The sequence below is a fragment of the Runella sp. CRIBMP genome, from assembly GCF_009905605.1.
Classification (GTDB): domain Bacteria; phylum Bacteroidota; class Bacteroidia; order Cytophagales; family Spirosomataceae; genus Runella.
Map to the genome: position 1 here is coordinate 754,962 of NZ_JAAAKZ010000003.1, position 23,389 is coordinate 778,350.

At 44.2% G+C, this 23,389-nt stretch carries 20 protein-coding genes; 5 read left to right on the forward strand and 15 right to left on the reverse strand.

Annotation, left to right across the window (positions count from 1 at the left end; all coding sequences use genetic code 11):
* Positions 1-6 precede the first annotated feature (6 nt).
* The 9 genes from nuoK to GVN20_RS12990 all read right to left on the reverse strand — a co-directional run bounded on the left by nuoK (position 7) and on the right by GVN20_RS12990 (position 8,607).
* Complete coding sequence (gene nuoK / locus GVN20_RS12950; RefSeq protein ID WP_013928043.1) at positions 7-351, reverse strand: NADH-quinone oxidoreductase subunit NuoK; 345 nt, start codon at positions 349-351, stop codon at positions 7-9.
* A gap of 179 nt (positions 352-530) precedes the next feature.
* Positions 531-1,367, reverse strand: coding sequence for a bifunctional 2-polyprenyl-6-hydroxyphenol methylase/3-demethylubiquinol 3-O-methyltransferase UbiG (locus GVN20_RS12955; protein WP_166558720.1), 837 nt, complete (start codon positions 1,365-1,367; stop codon positions 531-533).
* A 65-nt stretch (positions 1,368-1,432) separates the two neighbouring features.
* Positions 1,433-2,974, reverse strand: a complete 1,542-nt coding sequence (gene murJ, locus GVN20_RS12960; RefSeq protein WP_166558721.1) for a murein biosynthesis integral membrane protein MurJ — start codon at positions 2,972-2,974, stop codon at positions 1,433-1,435.
* 15 nt (positions 2,975-2,989) lie between these two features.
* The gene (locus tag GVN20_RS12965; RefSeq protein WP_166558722.1) at positions 2,990-4,654 is read right to left on the reverse strand and encodes a hypothetical protein; all 1,665 of its coding nucleotides are present in this window, start codon (positions 4,652-4,654) and stop codon (positions 2,990-2,992) included.
* A 27-nt stretch (positions 4,655-4,681) separates the two neighbouring features.
* Entirely contained in the window at positions 4,682-5,155 is a 474-nt protein-coding gene (locus GVN20_RS12970) for an HAD family hydrolase (RefSeq protein ID WP_166558723.1), read from the reverse strand.
* Between the two features lie 13 nt (positions 5,156-5,168).
* Positions 5,169-5,975 carry an SDR family oxidoreductase gene (locus tag GVN20_RS12975; RefSeq protein WP_166558724.1) on the reverse strand — a complete coding sequence of 269 codons (807 nt, stop codon included), beginning with the start codon at positions 5,973-5,975 and terminating at the stop codon, positions 5,169-5,171.
* A 3-nt stretch (positions 5,976-5,978) separates the two neighbouring features.
* Positions 5,979-6,944 (reverse strand): Gfo/Idh/MocA family protein, encoded by a 966-nt coding sequence (locus GVN20_RS12980; RefSeq protein ID WP_166558725.1) that lies wholly within the window; start codon positions 6,942-6,944, stop codon positions 5,979-5,981.
* Positions 6,941-7,693 (reverse strand): cytidylyltransferase domain-containing protein, encoded by a 753-nt coding sequence (locus GVN20_RS12985; protein ID WP_166558726.1) that lies wholly within the window; start codon positions 7,691-7,693, stop codon positions 6,941-6,943. The genes GVN20_RS12980 and GVN20_RS12985 overlap by 4 nt, the downstream gene beginning before the upstream one ends.
* A gap of 20 nt (positions 7,694-7,713) precedes the next feature.
* On the reverse strand, positions 7,714-8,607 hold the full coding sequence (locus GVN20_RS12990; RefSeq protein WP_166558727.1) for an N-acetylneuraminate synthase family protein: 894 nt from the start codon (positions 8,605-8,607) through the stop codon (positions 7,714-7,716).
* Positions 8,608-8,951: 344 nt separating this feature from the next.
* On the opposite strand from GVN20_RS12990, the gene hemH reads away from it, so the two are divergent.
* The gene (gene hemH / locus GVN20_RS12995; protein WP_166558728.1) at positions 8,952-10,013 is read left to right on the forward strand and encodes a ferrochelatase; all 1,062 of its coding nucleotides are present in this window, start codon (positions 8,952-8,954) and stop codon (positions 10,011-10,013) included.
* 4 nt (positions 10,014-10,017) lie between these two features.
* On the opposite strand, the gene GVN20_RS13000 is transcribed toward hemH, so the two are convergent.
* Together GVN20_RS13000 and gatB are read right to left on the reverse strand one after the other, a co-directional pair.
* Positions 10,018-11,112 (reverse strand): T9SS type A sorting domain-containing protein, encoded by a 1,095-nt coding sequence (locus tag GVN20_RS13000; protein WP_166558729.1) that lies wholly within the window; start codon positions 11,110-11,112, stop codon positions 10,018-10,020.
* A gap of 69 nt (positions 11,113-11,181) precedes the next feature.
* Positions 11,182-12,669, reverse strand: a complete 1,488-nt coding sequence (gene gatB, locus GVN20_RS13005; protein WP_166558821.1) for an Asp-tRNA(Asn)/Glu-tRNA(Gln) amidotransferase subunit GatB — start codon at positions 12,667-12,669, stop codon at positions 11,182-11,184.
* Between the two features lie 159 nt (positions 12,670-12,828).
* On the opposite strand from gatB, the gene GVN20_RS13010 reads away from it, so the two are divergent.
* Positions 12,829-14,640, forward strand: coding sequence for an acyl-CoA dehydrogenase family protein (locus tag GVN20_RS13010; protein WP_166558730.1), 1,812 nt, complete (start codon positions 12,829-12,831; stop codon positions 14,638-14,640).
* A gap of 179 nt (positions 14,641-14,819) precedes the next feature.
* Positions 14,820-16,193 carry an OmpA family protein gene (locus GVN20_RS13015; protein WP_166558731.1) on the forward strand — a complete coding sequence of 458 codons (1,374 nt, stop codon included), beginning with the start codon at positions 14,820-14,822 and terminating at the stop codon, positions 16,191-16,193.
* Between the two features lie 40 nt (positions 16,194-16,233).
* Here GVN20_RS13015 and GVN20_RS13020 read toward each other — a convergent pair whose 3' ends face one another.
* Positions 16,234-17,829 carry a TonB-dependent receptor gene (locus GVN20_RS13020; RefSeq protein WP_166558732.1) on the reverse strand — a complete coding sequence of 532 codons (1,596 nt, stop codon included), beginning with the start codon at positions 17,827-17,829 and terminating at the stop codon, positions 16,234-16,236.
* Positions 17,830-17,885: 56 nt separating this feature from the next.
* The gene (purN, locus tag GVN20_RS13025; protein ID WP_166558733.1) at positions 17,886-18,461 is read right to left on the reverse strand and encodes a phosphoribosylglycinamide formyltransferase; all 576 of its coding nucleotides are present in this window, start codon (positions 18,459-18,461) and stop codon (positions 17,886-17,888) included.
* A gap of 171 nt (positions 18,462-18,632) precedes the next feature.
* Here purN and GVN20_RS13030 point away from each other — a divergent pair, with 171 nt between their 5' ends.
* Positions 18,633-19,817, forward strand: a complete 1,185-nt coding sequence (locus GVN20_RS13030; RefSeq protein WP_166558734.1) for a hypothetical protein — start codon at positions 18,633-18,635, stop codon at positions 19,815-19,817.
* 6 nt (positions 19,818-19,823) lie between these two features.
* Here the strand turns inward: GVN20_RS13030 and GVN20_RS13035 are convergent, their stop codons facing one another.
* Positions 19,824-21,137, reverse strand: a complete 1,314-nt coding sequence (locus GVN20_RS13035; protein WP_166558735.1) for an Nramp family divalent metal transporter — start codon at positions 21,135-21,137, stop codon at positions 19,824-19,826.
* Positions 21,138-21,324: 187 nt separating this feature from the next.
* Here GVN20_RS13035 and GVN20_RS13040 point away from each other — a divergent pair, with 187 nt between their 5' ends.
* The gene (locus GVN20_RS13040; protein WP_166558736.1) at positions 21,325-22,692 is read left to right on the forward strand and encodes a S9 family peptidase; all 1,368 of its coding nucleotides are present in this window, start codon (positions 21,325-21,327) and stop codon (positions 22,690-22,692) included.
* 2 nt (positions 22,693-22,694) lie between these two features.
* Here the strand turns inward: GVN20_RS13040 and GVN20_RS13045 are convergent, their stop codons facing one another.
* Positions 22,695-23,327, reverse strand: a complete 633-nt coding sequence (locus tag GVN20_RS13045) for a LysE family translocator (RefSeq protein ID WP_166558737.1) — start codon at positions 23,325-23,327, stop codon at positions 22,695-22,697.
* Between the last annotated feature and the right edge of the window lie 62 nt (positions 23,328-23,389).

Below are 23,389 nucleotides of genomic sequence, written 5' to 3' on the forward strand. Positions count from 1 at the left end.
AGAAAATTACCACTTCAACTTGTTCAGGAATCCAATATCAATAGTACGCGTATTGCGATAAATCATTACGATAATAGCCAACCCTACGGCTACTTCGGCCGCGGCTACCGCCATAATAAAAAAGACAAAAACCTGACCTACGGGGTCGGATTTATAGGTCGAAAAAGCAATAAGCAACAGGTTGACGGCATTGAGCATCAATTCGATACTCATGAAAATAATAAGCGCATTACGACGGGTCAATACACCCACAATACCGATGATAAACAAAGTCGTTGCTAACAGAACGTAGTTTTGTAAAGGGATAGATTGAACAACGTCGGGAATTGACGGGGTAGCTAATGGGAACATAGTGCAGTTAGGTCGAAAGAAGTCTTATTGGTCAACGAGGATTTTCCAAAAACGTGGCAAATTTACTGAATAATCGTACTTGCCCAAATCCGAACTCCAAAAACTATGTCGACTCAGTCGAACCTTTTGGTAATTCCATCCTGCAATAGTACGGCAAGAATCAACAGGAATCAAAGATATTAAGTGTTTTTACGCGAAGGGCCCATGATCCAACGTTTGAGTGTTTTTTGTAAATTACTGCCAAGCCACGCATCAAACAACTTGTCCCTTATGCCAGTAGGAGGTACTTTAGGAGCACTTTCGGTGTTGGCTGACAGCACTAAATGAAAGCTACGGCTGTCTGCCCCACTGTATTTTTTTCCTCCCCGAACGAATTGTGTATTAAAAAAATCGACAAATAAAGGCAGGTGTTCAAAGCCTAGCTCAGAAAAACGCTGAAGCCACCACTCACGCTGACGAACGGTTTGGTGCAGATTTATGCCGTTTACAATATCGTCGACTGTAGCAATACTCATAATCCAAAGACCGTGATTGGCCAAATGTTTTTTAACATGGCGCGCCACGGCCTCTATTTTATCCTCAGAAATATGCTCCATCAGCTCCCACGATGTGATCAAATCAAAGGCAATAGGCGTTTTGCTTTCGCCAGTTTGGACAGAAACCGTAAAATCGGCGGTAACATCACAGGTGAAAAGATTGCCGGGAATAGTAGCCCACTCGGCTCGTTTGAATTTTTTTGAATAATCACTTCCGTCCAATCCAACGGCTAAACAACCATCGTCTAAGCAATCTTTTACAAACCCTCCACCTGCACAGCCAATGTCTAATATTTTTAGAGGTGCAGGATAGGAATAGAAAATTTGGTAGATTTTTTGATTGAAACGATAATTTTTGCTGTTGTCACGAGCGGTTCCCCAAGGCATCAGGTGGTCGGGAGAGTCAAATGCAATGGGTTTTTGGGCCTCAACGATAATACGGGAAAACTCTGTAAACTTAAAGGCAGTTGGGCTGGACATGGAGTGGAAAATTAGTGAATAAAGTAAAATCAGGCTTGTGGACTTTGGTTGTTAATTCAAAAATGTCATTTGATACGATTGGAAATTTTGCTGCTAATGAGTTTTATATCATGCACTTTAAGCAAAAGATTGCTCCCAATATATACAAAACTGGCAACCGTAATAAGGAGGAACCCCACAAAAAAACTCTTTATTTTATCGTAATCAAATACTTCTCCCCAATAATTATTCAAGCTCCATACTACACCTGTTCCTACCAATAATGCCAATGTGATTTTAGCGATTTCCCTTAATTCATACAGACCCAAATAAACCCTTTTCCAGTACCAAACGGTTAGGATAGGAACAAGCGACATCAGAAAATTATGAACAAATACCTGAAGCATAACTCCGTTGAAGCCAAGTGTACGGATGGTTGCGTAGCCGATTAAAGCCGAAATAACGTGTATCACACTCCAATAATAATATAATATCTCCGGACGTACGACGCTGACCGCCAATTTACGATAAATCATATAAGGCCCTGACCAAATCATGGAAAGGAAAAAGATACACAACAATTCGTAAACCGCCGTTACATCATGAGAATTAAACTTAGCGCCTCCCCATAATGTCCAAAGAAGGTATTTTCCACCTGCCCAAAATGGCAACAAAATCATAAATCCGATGAAAAAGGAGAAATTCAGGTTTTTAGAAACAAAGGCTTTGATAGATTGCCCGTTGTTTTGATTTAGTAGCCGATTGATTTCATTGAAAAAAACGGTGCTGATGGGCAGCATAAACACACTGGCAACTTTTCCATAAATTATTTCGGCATAACGATAAATGGCAAAACTGCCAGGAGGCAGGAGCGATAGGGCAGCGTTGAAGAGAAATATATACAGTTGTACACTTACCATATATGTAGAAGTAGCCGATAGTGTACGTACTAGATCTCGCAAGGGGAAATAAGGATTTCGCAGTAGCCATGAATGCTGATAACCTATTTGCCGTAAATAATAAATGGTTGTAAAAAACTGAGCTAAAACACTGATAAACAGGCCTAATATTAGGCTCGTTACGTTTTCTGAAGTTCCCCAGACGACCAAAATTAATATATTGGTAATCAGAGAAATCGTGTTGGTAAACTCTACCTTTCCGTAAATGTTTTCGGCATTGAGCAATCCTTGGAACAAATTAGTGGCTATCTGAATGGGCATCAAAAATCCCGTAATGCAATAGATTTGCCAAATTCCCCATTTTGTCTCTTCTGTAAAACCAGGAACTAATAAATTGATGATGCCCGTTCCACTTGCGACAAATACCAAAGTCAACAAAAGCGCAATACCTGTCATGTAATTACAGAGTGTGGCAATAATTGACATGGCAGCGTTCTTTCCAGCTTCTTGTTTGACTCGGTGGTAGCGAGAAACAACGATTTCGATCAACTGTCCTGTATTGACAAAACGCGAAACGGCAGTTCCCAATAATGACGCCGCAAAAAATGCTTCGACCTGCGCAGATGTACCAAAGATGTACACCGTCAGCGTCGAAACAGCTACGTTCAGAATGATATTAAGGGTGTTTAGGCTAAATAAAACACCTATGTTTCGATAGTCAAGCGACAAAGCAAAAGAAACGGTTTATGGATTGACAGTAATAATGGAATTTGTATGGTATAATTTAGGCTTATCGCCCATTTGTAGCCATTCGATTTGGGCATTTATCATCGAAATATGACAGTCGTATACTTCTGCTTCCAGCCCTTTTTTAAAATAACGCCGCTGTTGCAGTATCGCAAGCCAATCATTGCGAGTCGATGAAGTAGGAAATACATAACGACGGGAACCATGGCTTAGTACGGCGTAGAAAGCTTCTTTGGAAGAAGAGGGAAATTGGAAATAAGCTTCTTTAAGCAACCAATAATTTCCACATACAACTTTATCTACTTTTGTTTCTTCGTTGCGTTCACATTGGGGCGTTGGTTTAAACTTCAGAACGGTAGCGCTTTTGAGCTGTCGCGCTAGATCATACCGCAAAGGTACAACGTACAATCCTGTTTGATGGGCTTTAAGGGTTGTTTCTCCAAAACGAGGAGTGCCGTCTATGGTATATACATCTAGTTGATTGTGCAAAAAATTATAATAATTGGCTACGGTCATCCATTCAGTAGTAAGCCGTAAGCCAATATCTCTAAAATAACTCAAACCCGTTATCACTCCGATGACCATCCAAGAAAAAAAAGAAAGCCACCGACTGAGACTGAACGTAATCAGCCGAAAGCACATCAAAAAACTCAGAGCCATAGCTAAAGAGGAATAATGCCGATAGCGGCCTCCGATGATGATACTCATGCCCTTCTCTGCCCGAAACAATGCCGCAGATAGCGCCGTCAGGAAAATGAAAACCATTATGGATAGCAGGACTAGTGCTGCGCGGTCGTTATTTTTTATATAATTCCTCAGCATTAAAAAGGTTATGATTACTACTAGGCAGCCTGCTGATACTGCCATGATTTGACCGCCAAGTCCACCAATGAGTGCTGCATAAGACCCGATAAAAGCAAAAAAATTTAAAGGGACTAATGCCAAATTGCTGAATTCGAATGTCCCCGAAACGGGGTGTTGGCTCAAAATATAAAAGTAGCCTAAGCAACTGATTGATCCCGCCAAGAGCCAAGTAAGGTATTGACTTAAAGGTCGTTGGTGCATAAACAAAATAAAGACCCCAACTGGCCAAATCATCATGCCGCTTCCATTACTGAACTGCGCTAAAATAGCCAATGGAATAGCACCGAACCATTGCTTTGGGTTGGCCAATAAAAAGATGGAAAGGGTGACAGGAATTAAAACCCAAATATTGGACCATACAGCCATCGCCCAAAAGGTAGTGGGCGAGTATTGAGGGTTAAGAAAAGCCAACACCACTAAAAAAAAATACACAGGAGGAAAACGTAGAGATGGCCGAAACAGCGTATAAAGCAATCCCAACTCCAGAAATGATAAAAAATTGCCCGCCAAAATAATACCACGAAAACTGACGTGCCCAGTCAGTTCATAACTTAACCACCCCGCTATTCTTGTCATGATGATAATGTGTTCGCTATGCGGCAGAAACAACGATTTGAATTTAGTCCAAGCGTCGGCTTTTTCGTAGGTTAGCAGGTAGCCTAAAATCGCATCGTAGTCATCAATATAGGGAACATCCACCGCGTGGAGGTTTAGATAATAGAAATACCATCCTAAGTAAAGTGCGACCAGCAGGAGGAGCCAATAAAAACCAGTAGAGGAGGATTTTTGTAAATACACAAGCGTACTATTACACGTTTTTATGAATTATTGAGCTAAAATCCATTCTGCAAACTCGCGCACGGCCCCGTCGCCGCCTCGGCTTTGGAGCAATAAAATGTTAGGAATTTTTTTGACGGATGCCCTTGCATTGGCAGGGCAGGCTGGCAAACCTACGGCTTTCAATAACTCCAGACAATTAATATCATCTCCAACGTAGGCAACCTCGGACAAGGTAATGCCCATTTCGGCACAGATTTGCTCCGCAACAGCCAATTTTCCCCCATCCCGTTTTCCCTGAAACAAATAATCGGCCTTCATCTTTGCCGCACGACGCACCACAATTTGAGTATTTTCGGAAGTAATAATCCCCGTTTTGATGCCCGCATTACGGAGCAGTTCAAACGCCATTCCATCGTAAGTATGGAAACGTTTAAATTCATCACCGCTTTCGGTGTAGTACATACTTCCGTCCGTCAATACACCGTCTACGTCGGTCAAAAATAATTTAATGTCATTCATTTTATGTTGTTGATTACCAAGCGGTCCACCCTCCATCTACCATTAGTACTGAACCTGTCATGTACGTAGACTCATCTGAAGCCAATAAAGTAAAAGGCCCGCGCAGTTCTTCACGGTTGGCCATGCGTTGCAATGGCGATAGTTTGGCAAAATTGGTTAAGAAAGCTTCGTCGTGGTTATTGAAAATCCCGTGAGGGACTACGGCGTTGCACCTAATGTTGTTTTTGGCGTAAAAAGTGGCAATGTAACGCGTAAAATTAGGAATAAACGATTTGGAAGCGATGTAATCAATGGGTTTGTAGTTTTGCGTACCCTGCCCAAAATCGTATAAATCCTGATTGGGAGCCACTACTGAGTAAGTGGAAGCCACGTTGATGATGTTGCCGTAGCCCTGAGCCAACATCTGGCGGCAAGCGGCTTGGGTCACGATGATAGTGCCCGTTAAGTTTACATCTACCGACCGCCGCAGTAGGTCAAGCGGATAATTTTCAAATCGACTTTGATTGACCTTCGACATACCCGTTTTGTCAAACTTGGCGTCAATCGCGGCGTTGTTGACCAAGACGTCAATGGTTCCGAAATGGGCTACGATTTTGGCGATTCCGTCGGCTACTTGTTGCTCGTTGGTAATGTCCATTTCAACTACGATAAAATCAGCCTCGTCAAAATGAGTATGCAGCCACGCTATGGTTTCGTAGTCAATCCGAACGTCGGTCCATGCTACTCGTGCACCTTCGTTCATATAGTGTGTGCAGATTTCTTTGCCAATCAGCCCGAAAGCGCCCGTGAATAAAATGGTTTTCCCCTTTAACTTTTGCATCGTTTAATTACACATTTTTAGAATTACATCTGACTCCCGCAGGTACTGTTCGGTGAGTGAGGCGGTAGAAGACAGGGTTGTATTCTTTAAAAAATCAATGGTTTGTTGTCGAAACATTTTATTGCGCTCAAAACGAGGCTCCTCGATTGTTTCAACGCCGTAGAGCGTTTGAATAATGATTTTATTCTGAAAATAATCGAACGTCACAAAGGCATCATCAAATACCAGTTCATAGGTTCTTTTGGGCACTTTTTGGTAATAATTCAGTTGCACAGCCCCCGTGACTCCGCTGGGGTATTCCAGCAAAAATGATGCCCCAGATTCTACGTTTACTTCTAATTTGGAGCGATAATTATAGGACCGCTGCCAACGAAGCGGTAACTCTCCAACCATCCAACTGACAATGTCGAGGTCATGGCTGAGCGTGAGGGCTACGCCGCCGCCCAATTCGCGTTTGGCCGCGTACGAATCGCGATAATCTTCCCAAGGGTGCCAATCAGGCAAATATTCTCCCCAGTATGTGCTGAATGACAGTAGATTACCAAAACGTTTGTCGTCAATAATGGATTTCAGTTGTAGCATCAAAGGATGATAGCGCAGCATATACGCTACTTGGACCAAGCTGTTGGTTTGGGCCGCCTCTTTCTTCAACTCTTGGATTCCTTCGGGATGGTTTGCCAGCGGTTTTTCAACCAACACATGAACCCCGCGTTTTACACATTCAACGGCTTGCGCAAGATGTTGCGCTGTTGGCGTACAAATGATGGTTGCGTAAGGTTTAATGACCTCAATCTCATGAAAGTCAGTGAAGCAATGAACACTTTCATTCTGTATATTTCTTAACGGTAACATCCGTTGTCGGTATACATGAATATTTTGATAACCAAGTGATTGCAGGATTTCAATGTGGCGCTCACCGATAGAGCCAGCGCCAATGACCAAGAGTGGAAGTTGGGTAGAGAGGCTCAATCGTTTACTAAGCTATTTTGAAATTTAACACACTCCAATCGCTGCATTACTTCTTCTGCCTTGAGGAAGCTGTTCATGTCATCAATGTCAATGGCGTAGTCAAAAGGCAAAACGTACGGCAAAATAGGGTAGCCCGACATGGATTTTTTCTCCAAAATAACGGATGGCCGAATCACATCCAACGTGCCTATTTGCCAATGCACAGGCGGCAGTTTTTGCCGTGGCTCATTATAAGGTTCTGGCAACGTCGGATGTTGCAGTAGCGGACGCATGGAAGCCGTATCTTCGTCATACAGCCACATTTTATAAGGGGTAATGGGCGCACTCGTAATCATGCGCAGGCTGTCGGCTTCGGGCGTATCAAGGAGGCGCTGAATGGCTTCCTCCATGTGCTGCACCGTACGGATAGGCGACGTGGGACGCAACTGAACCACCAAATCGGGGGCATAGCCTTCGTTATCCAACAACCATTGTAGGGCGTGGGTAAAGACGTCGATATCGGTACTTAAATCTTGGGCAAATTCAACGGGCCGCAAAAACGGGACTTCGGCCCCGTAACGGGCGGCTACGGCGGCGATTTCTTTCGAATCCGTAGAAATGATGGTTCTAGTAATGGAGGGCGTATCGAGCGCAGCCTTCACACTGTAGGCCACGAGCGGATGCCCCGCCAGCGGAAGCAGGTTTTTGTGGGGAAGGCCTTTACTACCTCCCCGCGCCTGAATAATTGCCAGTACGTTGGGTCGTGACAAAATATAAAAAAGTTGAATAATTAAACGGTTGTCGTTTTTCGGTATTTGAGTTTGTTGCGTTGCTCGGCCTCAATATCCAGAATTTCGGTGCTTTTATACGTAAGCGCCTGCTGAATGTGGTGCAAATCACGGACTAATTTTTGTAAGCCGGGCACTTCCAGTGAGGCAGCGTGGTCGGTGCCTTTCCATGTACGATCTTTGGTGAAATGGCGCTCAATCCAACGAGCTCCTAGCGTATAAGCGGCAATATCGGCCGCAATGCCGAGATGGTGCCCCGAAAAACCGATTTCCTTGACGCGATTGCCGTAAACATCGTATAGACGATTGATTTCCAGTAAACAAATGTCCTTGAAAGGTACGGGGTAGCCAGAGGTGCAGTTGTAGAGCACGAGCCGGGTTTGGGCCTGATTGGTTTCTTCAAAGAAAGCAACGATCTCTTCAATTTCACGGAGAGTGGTCATCCCAGATGAAATGTGAATGTCGCCAGCGTAGCCATCACGCAGCAATGTCAACATTTCATAGTTGTTGTTGCAAGCCGACGGAACCTTGATAAAATCTGGTTTGAGGCCAATGATTTCGTGAGCCGAAGTCATATCCCAGACTGAGGTAGCGTAGCCAATACCGATCGACTCGGCGTAGGTTTTTAGGTCGGCGTGTTGTTCCCAGGTCAATTCCAAAAATTCGCGGTGGGCACCGTAGGTGTTTCCGTAAGAGTTGTAAGGAGTAGGATGCGGCGAATTATATTGCTCTTCCGTTAAGAGTTCGCGGGCGTTGCGTTTCTGAAATTTAGCATAATCGGCCCCGCACTCTTTCGATAATTTGATTAACTCCTTCGCAATTCCAAAGTCGCCCATGTGGTTACAACCGATTTCGGAAATAACGAGGGGTTTACGATAGTCAAAACTGAATCCCATGGATTATGTCGTTACTTGTTAAGTTCTTCTGTTAGACTTAAATTCTTTACAAAGGTAATGGTTGGTTTGTAGTTTTGGTCTTTTGCTGTTTTTCTATGTCATTAATTCCACGCTCACGCTTACCTTTGTAACAAACAATCAGGATAACCAGAGAATGTCGTTGCTTTTTACAGAAGAAAGCCAACGAGCCAAGAAACTTTTTATTCTGATTTGAGTTTTAAAAATTGTGTTGAGAAAGAATTGTAAAACTAAAGGCTCCGCCTTTGCGTAAGTAGAATAAAGGGAGTGCTTATTCTCAAAACGGCAAATTTAATCAGCTTATTTCTTTTGTATCTATCAAAAAAATGACCTCATCTGTTTCTGAATCAATTCCGACTACGCAAAAAAAGCTCGGAAAAACGGGCGTATTGATTGTTAATCTAGGAACCCCCGACAGCTACTCGGTACCTGACGTGCGCAAATATTTGCGTCAATTTCTGATGGATGGCCGGGTGATTGATATTCCTTATCTTCAGCGGTTTATGCTGGTCAATTTGATCATTGCCCCTTTTCGAGCCCCCAAATCGGCGAAAGTTTATAAAGAACTATGGTTGCCTGAAGGCTCTCCTTTGAAAATCTACGGAGAACGGGTAGAAAAATTATTGCAGGACGAGCTGGGAGATGCCTACGTGGTAAAGTTGGCGATGCGTTATCAGAATCCTGCCATTGAAGTTGGCTTGTTGGAATTTCAGAAAATGGGGTTGACGGATATAATTGTCATTCCTTTCTTCCCTCAATATGCTTCGGCTTCTACGGGTTCGGTATATGAAGAAGTAATGCGCGTATTGGCAAAATGGCAAGTGATGCCAGAGCTTCGCTTTGTCAATCAATTTGTGAATCACCCCAAATTTATTCAGGGGTTTGTGCAGAATGCCCAAAAATACATGGCCGAGCATGAATTTGATTATTTCCTGTTTAGCTATCACGGCTTGCCCGAGCGTCAGATTACCAAAGGAGATGTGACTGGCAGTGTGTGCCGATTTGGAGAATGCTGCGGCTCACTTACGGCCATGAATCAGCATTGTTATCGAGCGCAATGCTTTGAAACAACGCGTTTATTGGTCAAAGCACTCAACATTCCCGAAGGAAAATATATGACGAGTTTTCAGTCGCGTTTGGGCAAAACGCCTTGGGTACAGCCCTATACGGATGATGTAATCAAAGAATTACCAGGTAAGGGAATCAAAAGCGTATTGGCATTTTCGCCCGCATTTGTGGCCGATTGCCTCGAAACTACCATTGAAGTAGGCGAAGAATACAAAGAGTTGTTTGAAGAATCGGGCGGAAAACATTGGCAACTCGTCGAAAGTCTCAACGACAGCCCCATTTGGATAGAAACACTGGTGGATTTGGTAAAAAACGCCTGAGGAATTATTCTTTTATAAATTTACCAGTAACTATTTTGTCGGCTATCGTTCTGATAAGATAAGTTCCTTGCGGCAGGTTCCCTACATTAAAATCGTGGATGTGCGTCAGAGACTGTTCGGGTTTCGGATATTCGTCCACGATTTTTCCTTTTACATCAATAAGTTGAAATAAGACTTTAACCGGATTAGTTGCGGAATAAGAAACCTTCACTCTGTTTTGTGCGGGAGAAGGAAAAATTTGCAAAAAATCTTTAGGCGCAGATTCTATACTTGTAATTACTCCATTACCCGGATATTCAAAAGGCGGAATGATGACTGGGTCACCTCCTTGGTCGATTACCTGTAATGTCACTTCCCGTTGGGTTTCACTGATGCGTACGCCATCACGCCATTCTTCCACAATAAGAGCATACGCGTAGTTGCCCACTTGCACAGGTGCATTCCATGTAAGCTCACCCGTTTGTGAATTGATTTGAAAGACACCTTCGCGGGTGACTTCATTTGGATACCGGTAATCAGCAATATCTTTAACAGTACAAGTGCCTGGCTGGCTTTGTTTGCTGACTTCTAAACGATAAACTAAGCTATCTCCTTCTGCATCAACGGCATTCACGTTATTCCTAAATACTTGTTTTGAATAAGCGGTTTGGGTTCCCACTATGGAATTCAGCACAGGAGTAGCGTTTATAAGGTTCGTTGCAAATGTAGTTTGGATATAAAAAGGGGTATTAACGGAATTGAAATTGGCGAGGCCACCATTCCGATTTTCGATGGCTACCGAAACCGTAAATGTACCAGGTGCTGCGTAGGTATATTGAGTTATGTAGGTATTTAACGATACTTCTGGTGATACTTTTACTCTTGACTCACGAGTAGCCGTAAGGGTTTGTTTTCCTTCTCCTACACAAACGCTAATACTGTTCTGGCCGTCATTGGCAAAACTTCCCGATACTTCATCACAATAAAGCAATACCCTGATTTCATACGTTAGCCCTTGAGTTGTGAGGCGTCGGGTGCGGATCTCACCGCCGAGCAAATGCGAAGCATACGCTGAGTGAAGCAGGCTGAATACACAGGCGAAAGTAAAGAATTTTTTCATGGTGCAGTCGAGTAGTATTATCACGTAAACGACTGACCATCAAAAGTTATTATACGATATTGAACGGTTTTACCCCAGTTTCTTGCTCAGTAACTGATTGACCACTTTAGGGTCGGCGCTGCCTTTTGATTTTTTCATGACTTCACCCACAAACAAGCCCATCAGGCCTTTTTTGCCTTTTTTGAACTCCTGCACTTTATCGGCCATCGCGGTCAAAACTTCATCGACGATGCCTTCCAAAGCGCTGGCGTCACTGTTTTGCAGCCAATTGTTTTGTTTGGCTACTTCTAGCGGATTTTGCGTTGGATTTTCGAGCAAAATCGGTAAAAGCTTGTGCGAGGCAGTCGTGTGGCTTACTTGATTACTTTCCACCAATTTGATTACTTCCGCCAATTGAGCAGGAGAAAGTGGAAATTCATCGGCTGTCTTATCGGAATTTTCGTTTAAATACGTTTTGACAGGCCCTAAAACCCAATTGGCAGCCGCTTGGTAATTTCCAGCTTTGGCGCTCAATTCTTCAAAATATAAAGCTACCTCTTTGGTGTCGGTCAATGTAGTCGCGTGGCCTGCCGAGAGCCCGTATTTTGTGGTAAATTTCTCAAACAATTGACGCGGTAATGGTGGCATTTCGTCCTGAATTTTGGCCATCCATGCGTCTGAAATAAACACTGGGGCTAAGTCAGGCTCGGGAAAATAACGGTAATCGTTCATGGTTTCTTTCACCCGCATCCCTGAGGTTTCGCCCGTTTCTGGGTCAAACATACGTGTTTCTTGCAAGATAGTTTCCCCATTTTCCACCATTTCCACCTGCCGGCGAAACTCCGTTTCAACGGCCTTCATTACGTTCCGAATGGAGTTCATATTTTTAACTTCCACCTTTGTTCCCAAGGCCAAAGTACCCTTCAAACGAACCGAAACGTTGAGGTCACAACGCAGCGAACCTTCTTCCATGTTGCCGTCGCAAATATCAATAAATCGTACCAACTGCCGAACGGCGGTCAAAAAAGCGCCAGCTTCTTCCGCAGAACCAATGCAGGGGTCGGTCACCATCTCGATGAGGGGGGTACCAGCGCGGTTATAATCTAATAAAGTATCGGTCAAAGCACCATCATGGACTGATTTGCCAGCGTCTTCTTCTAAATGGATATGGTGAATTTGCACCACTTTCTCGACCATTTTTCCCTGTTTATCTTTGTACATCACTGGAATTTGGCCGCCCACACAAATCGGGAATTTATCCTGCGAAAGCTGATAACCTTTGGGCAGGTCGGGATAAAAATAGTTTTTGCGGTCAAAAATTGTATTCCTGGTAATAGAACACCCACATGCTAAGCCCATACGCACGGCATACTCAACGGCTTTTTTGTTCAACTTGGGCAAGGTGCCCGGATGTGCCAGCGTAATCACGCTGATGTTGGTATTGGGCTCACTGCCAAAGTGATTGGCATCAGACGCAAAAATTTTGGTGTTGGTCTGCAATTGGCAATGTACTTCTAGGCCAATCACAATCTCGTATTTGGCAAGTACTTCGGGCGATAGGTTGAGTGTATCGGTCATATTTACGCTGATGCTTTCTGATGGGATAAAAGCATTCACAAAATTTTTTGCAAACATAACTATTCTGTGTATAAAATTTTTTAATAGTATGCTTGCATACTATTTTTGTTTCTCATAATTTTGTACACAAGCAGAACAATAACAAAATTCCTAAAGACCATGATAGCAGTAGAAAATCGCGCCAGTATTAAAGGAGGAGAATTCCTGATTAAAGACACCGACGCTTCTCAAGTATTTATTCCCGAAGAGTTTACCGAAGAGCAGTTGATGATTGCTCAATCGTGCCGTGATTTTTTAGCTACTGAAATTTGGCCGCGTGTGGAAGAAATAGACAAAGCCAAATCGCCCGAATTGATGTCATCATTGATGGACAAGGCTGGTGAGCTAGGGCTTTTGGGTACGGCTGTTCCTGAAGAATACGGCGGTTTTGGAATGAGTTTTAATACTTCTATGCTCGTCGCAGAAGCCACAGGTGCGGGCAATTCTTTCTCGGTAGCTCTTTCGGCCCACACGGGCATCGGAACGTTACCTATTTTATACTACGGAAACGACGACCAAAAATCTCAATACTTGCCCAAACTTGCTTCTGGCGAGTGGAAAGCCGCTTACTGTCTTACTGAGCCTGATTCGGGTTCGGATGCCAACTCGGGCAAGACCAAAGCGGTTTTGAGCGAAGATGGCAAAAGCTATATTTTGAACGGGCAAAAAATGTGGATAACCAACGGTGGTTTTGCCGATGTGTTTATCGTTTTTGCCAAAATTGACGAAGGTGGAAAAACCGATAAAAACCTGACGGCGTTCATCGTAGAAAAAACCTACGGAGGTATCACCATGAACGAGCCCGAGCATAAAATGGGCATCAAAGGCTCCGATACGCGTCAGATTTTCTTCAATGACTGTCATGTTCCGGTTGAAAATATGCTTTCAGACCGTGGTAACGGTTTCAAGATTGCGGTTAATATTCTCAACATCGGTCGTATCAAATTGGCCGTGGCGGCGGTAGGCGGAGCGAAGCAGGTTGCTACGCAAGCGATTCAATACGCCAACGAGCGTAAACAATTCGGTATTGCCATCAGCACGTTTGGAGCGATTAAACATAAGTTGGCCGAAATGGCCGTGAAGCTGTACGCCTCAGAATCAGCGTCTTACCGGGCAGGTCAGAACATTGACGATGCCATCGCTGATTTGAAAGAAAAAGGCCTTTCGGATGCCGAAGCAAAATTGAAAGCCTTAGAACAGTTTGCGATTGAGTGCGCCATGATGAAAGTGCATGGCTCAGAAGTGCTTGATTATGTCGTAGATGAAGGTGTTCAGGTGTACGGTGGTATGGGCTTTTCGGCCGATGCGCCCATGGACCGCGCGTACCGCGATGCCCGTATCAATCGTATTTTTGAGGGTACCAACGAAATCAACCGTATGTTGACAGTCGATATGTTGCTCAAGCGCGCCATGAAGGGTGAAATCGACTTGATGGGGCCTGCTATGGCGGTGGGTAAAGAAATCATGTCTATTCCTGATTTCAGCGTGAGCGATGACGAGACCCCGTTTGCGGCCGAGAAGAAAGTGATCAAAAATTTGAAAAAAGCGGCTCTGATGGTTGCGGGTGCAGCGGTGCAGAAATTTATGATGAAACTTTCGGAAGAGCAGGAAATCCTGATGAACGTGGCCGACATGGCTATCGAAATTTACGCGGCTGAATCTGCGGTTTTACGTACCGAAAAACTCATTGGGATGAAAGGCGAAGCTGCCTGCGCGTTGCAAAAAGATTTAGCTATGTGCTACCTGCACGAAGCAGTGGAGAAAATCAACAGCGCTGGCAAATCTGCCATCATGGGCTTTGCCGAAGGCGATGAGTTGCGGGTGATGCTGATGGGGTTGAAGCGGTTCACTAAGATTGAGCCCATGAACACTAAAAATGCCCGTCGTCGCATTGCTGATGCGATGATTGCCGAAAATAAATATGTATTCTAAAAATTCACCTGTGTCAGTTGGTTCAAAACTGTCCGACACAGGTGTTATCAATTCATTTGGCGGTCGCTATGCAAGCACTGACAAACTAATAACCGTTTAATAAGTAGATAGTTAAGAAAGCCGCCTGCCCTTTGGTAAGCGGCTTTCGGCTTTATAACTTTAGCGTAAATTCTAATGTCATGAAAACGACTACGCTAAAGTTTCTAACCCTGATTATCGGAATAAGCACCTGTACTTTTTCCGTAACGGCGCAAAATTATACCCGCCAACGGGATTGGGTGGTGGCGCCGTTGTACGGTATCGGGGTGGTTATTCCGTCCCGAATCACGCTATTGAGCGGTACTGAAGCCCCGTCGAATGCCTGGGTTTCGTCATATCGGGGAGAATTGGTCAAGAGTGATGGCACAACCTACACACGCAACTATCGTACAAGCCTCTGGGGCTTTGAGACGTATTATCGTTGGAAAGACCGGCGTTCTGACAATCGCTGGTCAATTGGACTGAGTACTGCTTGGCAGCGGCAGGTTTTTAAGCTCAACCATCCGTTCAACTTTGAGTATAAAGGCCATAATCTGGTTTCAACTGTATGGAATTTTAATTACTTACGCACTGGTTTAATGTTGCGTCGTACTTGGATGAAAGAATGGGCTGGCACGTACTTTCAGCTGGGAGGGTATTATTCAACCTTGTTTTATCGAAACACTGCCGACGGCCGCGAAAAGATGGAAGAATTGACGGGAGGGTACATCGAAGGCGGTACGGGAAACCGTACGAGCACCTACAATCTGCAAAAAGGAGTTCCGCTCATTGTTCCTGAAATTGGGATGGTTTATGGCGAAAACAGCGGGATTGAGTTTAGCATTGCCTATTATCATCCTTTACAAAATGTTATTCAAGCCGAAACCACTTTTTACCGAGATAATCTGACCGTTGGGGTAAGTAATACCAACGTATCGCAGCGGGTATTGATGTTTAATGTAAAATTGCCCATTGCTTTTGTTTCCAAACGAAAGACTATCTCTCGTAATCGGACAGAGGCCACACCTAAGCCAGAGCCCGAAGTTAAACGGGAAAAGCCCAAAAAAGAACCGAAGCCAAAGCGGGAACGCAAGCCCAAAAAAGAGCGAGTTCCGAAATCTGAAAAGAAAGTAGAGCCCGAAATCAAGTCAGCGCCTAAGCCTGTTCCAGCATCTACGCCCTACGATGCCGCGCTCATCAATAAACCGATGGTGATGGATAATCTGTATTTTGAACTGACCAAGTCAGATTTGTTGGAAAGCTCACATAAAGAACTAGACCAAGTAGCGGAATGGATGAAAGCCAACCCCAGCGTTGAAATTCGTTTGGAAGGACATACAGATAAAATCGGTGATGCCGAAAAAAATCTGATTCTTTCCCGTGACCGGGTCAATGCCGTACGCGAGTATCTGATTCGAAAAGGGGTAAGCTCGGCGCGTATTGCAACCAAGGGCTATGGTGATACGCGACTGGTCTGTAAACCAAGCCCGTGCGATAAAAACCGCCGCGTAGAAATGGTGGTTACGAAGAGATAAAATAACCTTAAATGAGGTCTCCTCTGGTAAGGAGAAGATCTCATTTAGCAGTTTGAATAATAATGATTCCTTTAGAACCTCTGGCGCCGTAGGCAGCGCTGTTGCCGTACTTGACCACTCCGATTCTTTTGATTTGTCGAACGGATAAGGAGCTAAGTGTTTCAATAACAAATGGAGAATTATCCGAAAACTGACCATCAATTTCCAAGGCAGGAGTGCTGTTGCCCGAGCCATCCACGTTGGTATTGTTACCTGAAAAGGCAATGGAATAGCCTGAACCGTCAAAAACTACTTTCAATCCTGGAATACGGCGTAACAACTCAAAAACGGTATAAGAATTATCTCTTTCTTCAATTTTGACTTCATAATCAAGATTCACAAGTGTTTGTTTTTCTTCCAATTGGGGTGAAACTTTCCGCTGATAGCTTGCGCCCTGCGCCGCATTCATCGATTGGCGAATGGACCATTGTATCTGTTGTGTGGCAAAATTCATCGGAAGTGATTGACTTTTCAGGGCAATAGGTTTAAGTGTAGTCAATGAATCCACGGGCGGGGCATCAGTGGGGATATAATCGTTGGGAAGCAAATTGGCAAATCCCTCCTGTCCCCAAAAATCATACATAGTCATGCCGTTTGGGCTTGTTATCCAACCATTTTCGTTAAAACTCAGGTACCCGTTGGGTAAAACTAAACGAGAGTATTTATACGGTCGGTCAACGAACACCGAGCGAGCATCGAACCGATGAAGCGCAAAAATAAAAAGCATTTGGTTGGAGTGCAGGATGTACTGTTCTGTTTCAGGATTCCAAAAACATATTTCCTGTGCAGAAATCTCTTTGAAATTACCATCGGCGATTTCTTGAGAAAGCAAAATGCGGTGGAGATACACTTCGCTGACTCGACGGGAGGTATACAGCTCAAATCCGTTCTCTTTCGTTTGATTTTGGGTTAGTGAAACCAGAAAATTTCGAAATGAATTGCGGTAAGCGAGTTCCCGATTTCGCTGTTGCCTTTTGTGTATTTTCTCATCTTCGGGCGGAATTTCCTGAAAGAATTTATTGCCCGCAAAAAACGTTTTTTCGCCATCCGACTGAAACGCCTCCATGTGAAACATGATTTTGAACCCCATAGCACTGTTTTGAAGAATAATAGGCTCCGTAGCAGTGGCAATTACCTGTTTGCGAATATTATCGTATGACAAACGCACCGATTCTGGGTTGAGAATGAGGCAATTCTTGGTAAATGGAGATTCACCTTTGAGCCCATTGGCAAAAATCTGCCAGTGTTTTTTCCATTCTTTGTCCATTTTGGCTTTGACCTTCACTTCAGCGAGAATGTTGGACGACGTCATCTGAAAAGTGTACGTTTGGTTTTTTCCGCTTTCGCGCTCAATGATCTTTTTGACCGATTTATAGCCAATGAATGATGCAACCAACTCTACTTTTTTGAATCGAAAAGGAATCTTGAGGGTATAATTTCCCTGCGCGTCGGCGGTGGTAGCAATCGAGGTATTGTTGACATACACACTCGCAAACGGAACAGGCGTATGAGAGTTTTCCATTACTTTTCCCGTAATCATCCACGTTTGAGTGAATGAAAAGAAAGGAGTAAGAAGGAATACAAGAAGTTGTTTCATGAAAGGCTGCCAATGGTTTTGATAATGAAAGTACAAACAGCCTGACTTTTAATTGTTTATAACGTAATTAAAATCTTTTCCACTACTTCTGGATAATATTTATGCTCTAATACCTGCACTTTGGCGGCTACGTCTTCGGGCGTATCGGTGGGTGTCACTGGGCAAGTGGCCTGAAAGATAATGCCGCCTTCGTCGTACCGTTCGTTGACATAATGGATTGAAATACCAGATTCGGATTCTTGTGCTGCAACTACTGCTTCGTGTACAAAATGCCCGTACATGCCTTTGCCGCCGTATTTGGGTAGTAATGCAGGGTGAATATTGACGATTTTGTTGGGAAACGCGTGCACCATTACTTCGGGTATCAACATCATAAAACCCGCTAGTACTACCAAGTCGATGTGTTCGTTTTGAAGGATTTTGACTACTTTATCGGTTTCGTAAAACGTTTTTCGGTCAAACAAAATGATAGGAATGTGCAGTCGACGCGCTCGCGCAATCACGCCCGCTTGGGGATTATTGGATAGAATAAGGCTCACTTCTATTTCAGAATGATTGGCGAAGTGCTCAGCAATTTTCTCGGCGTTTGAGCCAGAGCCTGAAGCAAAAATAGCAAGGCGTTTTAGGGCCATTGAGGGTAAATGATTGGTGGTTTGAGGGAGCAAAGTTAGCTTTTTGTCAAAGTTAATGGTTCATAATTTGTGAGAAACGTATAATTTCGCTCCCTTGTATAGACATTCCTAGTCTGAGAGAGCTCGTCTTAAAGACTTGGAACGTCTTCTGTATCTGACTCAATTTCTGCTATGCAACTCCTCGAAGTAGGCCAAAATCCTCAGCGTCAACGTGAATTTTTATTGCTTCCCGTTCGGCTTTATAAAAATAATCCGTATTGGATTCGTCCGTTGGATAAAGACGTCGAAGATACGTTCAATCCGCAAAAAAATAAGAACTTCAAAGACGGAAAATGCATCCGCTGGATTGCCGTGGATGATGACGGGCAGACCGTTGGCCGGGTGGCGGCGTTTGTGAATCAAAATACGGTCATGAAAGGCAACGACCAGCCTACGGGCGGAATGGGCTTTTTTGAGTGTGTTGAAGATGAAAAAGTCGCGTTTGCGCTGTTTGACGCCTGTAAAAAATGGCTTGCCGAACGAGGTATGGAAGCCATGGACGGCCCGATCAATTTTGGCGAGCGCGACCGCTTCTGGGGCGTGCTCATCAATGGATTTGATAAAGAGCCGCTATACGGAATGGGCTACCACTTTCCGTATTATCAAACATTTTTTGAAGCGTACGGCTTCCAAACGTATTTCGAACAGCTGACTTTCTTTTTGTTGATGCCCAAAGATCGTTTCATGGAGCGTGTCAATCGGGTGTTTTTTGAACGTGCGGAGCGGATTTTGACCATGAAAAACTACGAGTTTAGACATATCGACAAAAAACAATTGGACAAATACGCGGAAGATTTTCGGATTGTTTATAACAAAGCTTGGGCAAAAAACCTAGGAGCAGAAGACATGACGCCCGATAAAGCGCGCGGAATTATGCAGCGAATGAAACCGATTTTGGACGAAGAATTGATGTGGTTTGGGTACTATGAAGGCGCGCCGATTGCTTTTTTTATTATGCTTCCTGAGTTAAACCAAATCTTTAAACACGTCAACGGAAAGCTAGATTTGATTGGTAAATTGAAATTTTTATATCATAAACTATTGAAAACCAATCATAAAGCCTTCGGAGTGATTTTTGGGGTAGTCCCCGAATTTCAAGGGCGTGGTGTAGAATCGGCGATTGCGCTGTCGGCTTCTAAAGTGGCTTGGCGTCCCAACTATCAGTATACAGAGTTGGAAATGAACTGGATTGGAGATTTCAACCCCAAGATGATTCGTTTTGTAGAGCTACTGGGTGGTACGCCTCACAAAGTGCACGCTACGTACCGATATTTGTTTGACCGTACCAAAGAATTCAAGCGACATCCCGCTATTTAGCAAAAATCACTGCGTGACTTGAAAAATACCGTACGCACTAACGCCTAAAATAGAAATCACACTTAGCCAGAAAAAGACGTCGTAGACGCGGGTAGGAGTAAGCGATTGAGGAAGCTGACGGTAGCGGAACTGCAAGGCGGCCCAAACGACCAATAAAAGTAAAATGGATGTAGCGATGCCTCCCAATAATACCATCAAAACGGGCATTTTGATGATGAGGTATAGCGTACACCAAATAATAGGAAATGCCCAAGAAAGAATCCCGATAACACGTTTTTGAGAAGCAGAGTCGTTGAATTTTACCCAACCGATTTGTCCGAAAGCATCTCCGAATATACGTGACCAACTGGCCGTAGCGGTAAAAAGCGTGGAGTAAAGCACAAAAAAAGCCCCAATCAAAAACATGACTTTGGCCCAAGGACCGAGGGTTTCGGTAAAAAGTTTAGAGAGGGTTTCAATCATGGCATATCCTTCGGGGACTTCTCCGTGCCGGTGAAGTAAGGCAGCCCCCAGCAAGTAAAAAGCGGCGGTGACAGTGGTGTAAACCACCATTGAGCAAACCGCATCTAGGTACATTACTTCAATCCAGCCCTTGGCGCGAGCGGCCCATTCGGGCGAGCCGTCGTTGGGGCCCGTGTAGGTAGCGTAGCCTTTTTCAATGCACCAATAATTGTAAAACATGATTTCATCACCTCCTACGCCCGTGATGCCAAACGCCCCGATGGCCACCATAACGGCCGAAGGAGGAAGTGAAAAGGTTAATCCGCTTGCCAGCTCACTCCAGCGGATAGCATACGGTGTCAATTGTAAAGAAATGAGGGAAACTAAGATGGTGATTGTAAATAAAATAATCATCACCAAAGCCCCGATTTCAACTGATTTATAAAATCCCTGATACACCAAAGCGGCCGTAATTAAACTCGCCGTGATGGCCCATACGTTGGTGGAAAAAATGGGAAAAACCATGTTGAGCACAATGGCTACGCCTCCCACAATGCCTCCTACCTGAAGCAGTTTCAATCCTTGCAATGACAGCCACGCCCAGATAGACCAATGCGCTTTTCCGTAGTGCTTACCTTTGAGGGTATTGAGGGATTGCATGGTAGGAATACCCGTATAAATGGCGTTTTTGCCAAACTCCAGTTGAAGCGTAACTTTGACCAAACAACTAACCAAAATCACCCAAAAGGTTACAAAGCCTGCTTTGGCTCCTAACGCGGTGGTGGCGATGAGTTCGCCAGAGCCAACGATAGCCGCCGATAAAATAAATCCAGGGCCTAAGTACTTGAGTCTTTGAAAGAATGTTTGAGGAGGTTGCATCAGAAACAGTCGGCGATTTATAGTTTTAAAGCAATTGCCTCGGGTGTGTTACTGTTTTTTTATTTTTTACATCAAAGCACTTTGCCTCTTGTATTCATTTTACTTTTACATTTTGCGCGGCGTCCCCAACGGACGGGACCGCTTTCAGTTTCTCGGTTTTACATTTTTAGTTATTGATAAAATTCCCATGAAAATATTCACATTGTGTATACTGTGTTTTTTTACCGCTTTTCATGTTTTGGGCCAAACGTATTATGAAGGAACCGTTGGCTCGTTAAAATTTGGCTTAAAAGTTGAAAAAGAAGAGCAAAAAGCCGCTTTATACATTCCCGAACAGGGCCTGTTTGAGTATGCCTTCAAAGCGCCCGTTTTCCGAAACGACAGCCTAATTGCAGATTTAAAGGAGTTTGGAACGATATTGAGTGGAAAAGTAAATACCGAAACTTTTTTGGGACAATGGAAACAGAATGGCTTTCCCGCGCCACTGGCTTTAAAGCGGGTAGAGCAACTGTCGTTTTTAAAACGTCCTCAGGTGCCTGTACCCCCGTTTCCGTATGAATCGGAAAATGTCAATTTTACAAATGCTGACCAATCCATTCAGTTTGGCGGCACACTGACGTTTCCCAGAGGCAAAGGAAAATTTCCGACGGTGATTCTTATTACTGGTTCGGGACAGCAAGACCGTGACGAAACGCTGTTTGGGCATAAGCCGTTTTGGGTGATAGCCGATGCACTGAGCCGGGAAGGGTTTGCGGTGCTGCGCATTGACGACCGAGGTGTTGGCGAAACCACAGGAAAAGTGGGCACATCGGCAGATTATGCCCAAGACGTTTTGGCGGCGCTTCGCTTTCTTAAATCAAGAAAAGAGATCAATTCCAAAAAAATCGGGTTGATAGGCCATAGTGAAGGAGGAATGATTGCGCCGATAGTAGCCGTGCAATCCAAAGATGTGGCCTTTATGGTTTCTTTGGCGGGATTGGGCGTAGGCGGACGAACGTTGTTATTGAAACAAAGTGATGATATTTTGGCCAAAACGGGGGCCAACGCAGCATACCGGGCCAATGTACAATCGCTCAACGCTGCACTTTATGAGGTAGCATTTCGATTGCCGCTCGAAAGTGACATTAAGGATAGCCTTCAACTTGCTTTTGATAATTGGCTCAAAGCGCAGCCTGACGCCGTATTGGGACAAATGGGCTTTAAAAGTGAAGTAGGAAAAAAGTCGGTCACTCGCCAGTTTGACCAAATTGGCTCAAAATGGTACCGTTATTTTTTAAAATATGACCCTCAACCAATTTTAGCCCAAATCAACATACCAGTACTTGCCCTCAACGGAAGCAATGATGTACAAGTATCTGCTAAAGAAAATTTGGCAGGTTTTGAAAAAGGTTTAACGGCTGCGGGTAACAAAAATTTCAAAACGGTAGAGCTGCCCGGGTTGAACCACCTCTTTCAGAAATGCCAGAAATGTACTGCTGCGGAGTACGGAATGTTGGAGGAAACGTTTTCGGTCGATGCATTGAAGGTTATTCTCGACTGGCTCAAAAAGCAGTAGCGCTATTTTAAAAATCCTTCCCAAAGGAGTTTAGTGGCGACACCCAAAAATACCAATCCTGTAGCGATATTGATGTAATGAATTACCTTAATCGTCAGCAATCGACGCAGGCGATTTGCGTACACTGCCAAGGCCGATTCAGTAGCCCCCACTCCTACGAGACTCATGCTAAAAAACACAATCATTTCGCTCAGGTCGTAGCGACCTTTGGTGCGGAGGTAAGCGGCAATGGCCGCCCAAGACATAAAATTGATGGGGTTGAGGGCATTTAGCGCTACACCTTTTAGAAAATATTTCAGATTAGAACGGCGGCGGCTGCGGTTGTCGGCGTGGGTTTTGGGTTCTAGGGTGGGTACTTTAAGGAAGTTTCCGATGGCTAAAATGACCAAAAAAATGATGCCAATGGCGCCAATCCACTTATCAAAATGATTGATTTGTGGTAAAAAAGAGGTCCCAAAAATGGCCGTAAAAATAAAAAAAGCATCGCTGGCCACGACGCCCATTGCAATCTGAACCCCGCTACGATAGCCCCGCTCAATACTCGTTTGTATCAACGCAAAAAACACTGTCCCGAAGGTCAGACACAAGATAATACCCGCAATCAATCCGTATATAGCTGCCAAAAAAAGGGGCATAAATAGACTGTTAAGATTAAAAGTTAAGAAAAAGGCGATTAATAAGCGACATACATTCGCCG